Source organism: Aeromonas sp. HMWF015, from assembly GCF_963878965.1.
Taxonomy (GTDB): Bacteria; Pseudomonadota; Gammaproteobacteria; order Enterobacterales; family Aeromonadaceae; genus Aeromonas; species Aeromonas veronii.
Genome location: NZ_CAWNZT010000098.1, coordinates 7,627 through 9,737, shown reverse-complemented (window position 1 = coordinate 9,737; position 2,111 = coordinate 7,627). Strand labels below are relative to the sequence as shown.

General features: G+C 62.0%; 3 protein-coding genes. 1 reads left to right on the top strand and 2 read right to left on the bottom strand.

Going from position 1 to position 2,111, the window contains the following annotated elements; genetic code table 11:
- Both AACS18_RS23080 and AACS18_RS04625 read right to left on the bottom strand, forming a co-directional pair.
- The coding region (locus AACS18_RS23080; RefSeq protein ID WP_258228853.1) for an RBBP9/YdeN family alpha/beta hydrolase at positions 1 to 248 on the bottom strand (248 nt) is incomplete at its 3' end.
- A gap of 56 nt (positions 249 to 304) precedes the next feature.
- Complete coding sequence (locus tag AACS18_RS04625) at positions 305 to 1,306, bottom strand: sulfate ABC transporter substrate-binding protein (RefSeq protein ID WP_108613813.1); 1,002 nt, start codon at positions 1,304 to 1,306, stop codon at positions 305 to 307.
- A gap of 217 nt (positions 1,307 to 1,523) precedes the next feature.
- Between AACS18_RS04625 and AACS18_RS23075 the strand changes: the two genes are divergently transcribed.
- Positions 1,524 to 2,111, top strand: a 588-nt coding sequence (locus AACS18_RS23075) for an MgtC/SapB family protein (protein ID WP_258228851.1), incomplete at its 3' end; no start/stop codon positions are given.

Genomic DNA, 2,111 nt, shown 5'->3' with positions numbered 1-2,111 from the left:
ACCTTCTCCGGCTGCAAGCGGGCCGCCGCGATGGCGGTCAGGGCGCCGAAGGAGTGAGCCACCAGATGGACCCGGCTGCGGCGACGTTTCAGCTTGCTCGCCAGCTTGGCACTCCAGACCCTGAGGTCCGGCTTGTCCCACGGCAGCCCGGTCATCCGCTGCCATTGGGGAAAATGATCGTGCCAGCGGCTCTGCCAGTGATCCGGCCCACTGTTGTGCAGACCGGGAACCAGGAGGATCTTGTTCATCTTGGTGCTCCTATCGGCTGGCACAGGGGCCAGTTCAGTGATGGATAACGAAGCTATCAACGACCCGGCTGATAGATCTGATCAAACAGACCGCCCTGGGCGAAGTGTTTCTTCTGGGCTTTCTCCCAATCCCCTTCCAGATCCTTGACGGTAAAGAAGGCAAGCTGCGGGAACTGGGCTGCCGTCTCCTTCAGGATCGCCGGGTTGCTGGGGCGATAGTGATGTCTGGCGACGATATGCTGCCCCTCGTCAGAGTAGAGATAATCGAGATAGGCCTTGGCCACAGCTTCGGTACCGTGCTTCCTGGCCACCTTGTCCACCACCGCGACCGGCGGCTCCGCCAGAATGGAGACCGAAGGCACCACCAGCTCGAACTTGTCGCTGGCACCCGCCTGACCAAGCACCAGCAGGGCTTCGTTCTCCCACGCCAGCAGCACGTCACCGAGACCACGCTCGGTAAAGCTGGTGGTGGCACCGCGAGCGCCTGAGTCCAGCACCTTCACGTTTTTGAAGAGATCGCCGACAAACTGCTTGGCCCCCTCTTCACTGCCGCTCTTCTTCAGGGCGTAGCCCCAGGCGGCCAGATAGTTCCAGCGGGCCCCGCCGGAGGTCTTGGGGTTGGGAGTCACGATGGCGACATCCTTGCGCACCAGGTCATCCCAATCCTTGATCTGCTTGGGATTGCCCTTGCGCACCAGGAAGACGATGGTGGATGTATAGGGCGAGGCGTTGTTGCCGAGGCGACTCTGCCAGTCGGCAGCGGTCAGCCCCGCCTTGGCGATGGCGTTGACATCGTAGGCCAGCGCCAGCGATACCACGTCGGCCTCCAGTCCATCCACCACAGCGCGGGCCTGCTTGCCGGAGCCACCGTGAGACTGGCTCACCACCACGTCGTCACCGGTTTTTGCCTTCCACTCCTTGGCAAACGCGGCGTTGTACTCCTGAAACAGCTCGCGGGTCGGATCGTAAGAGACGTTGAGCAGGCGGATCTCGGCGGCATTGGCCTGACCAAATGCCAGCAGAGAGAGCAGGGTCAGGGCGGTCATTCGCAGTTTCATGGTGATTCTCCATATCTTGTTGGGTTGAGAACAGCATGCCGTGGAGTTGTTATGCCCAGAAGAAAGAAATAACTCTTTGCTTATCTCTTTTGCTCATATCAGCTCAGCCACCCGCACCGGGAGCCAGACGCAGACTCTGTGAGCCATGCCCCTCTGGCCCCTTGCTCGCTGTGCCATCATGGGAACAAGGCAGGCAGATGACGAAAAGGAAGTCGTTATGTGGATCAATGCAGAACCGGTCAACGGTGCCCTGGTCTCGCTGGCCATCGGCCTCATCATCGGACTGGAACGGGGCTGGCAGGTGCGCCAGCTGGGTGATAACCAGCGCATCGCCGGGATGCGCACCTACGGCCTCATCGGCCTGCTCGGCGGGGTCTGCGGCTTGCTGCTGCCGACCCTGGGCCCCTGGCTGCCGCTGCTCGGCCTGCTGGCGGTGGTGATCGGCTGCGGCCTCTCGGTCTGGCTGGCCCAACGCTGGCAGGGGGAGTTCGGCCTCACCAGCTCGGTAGCCATGCTGCTCACCTATCTGCTGGGGCTGATGTCGGTACTGCTGAGCCCGAGCGAGGCGGTGGCCTGCGCCGTTCTGGCGGCCCTGCTGATGGGGCTCAAGGGCAAGATCCAGCAGGGGATGCTGTTTCTCAGCGAAACCGAATTTCACGCCACCCTGCGCTTTTTGCTCATCTCGCTGGTGCTGCTGCCGGTACTGCCCAACGAGGAGATGGGGCCACTCGACGCCTTCAACCCCTTCAAGATCTGGCTGATGGTGGTGGTGATCGCCGGCATCTCGTTTTGTGGCCACTTCGCG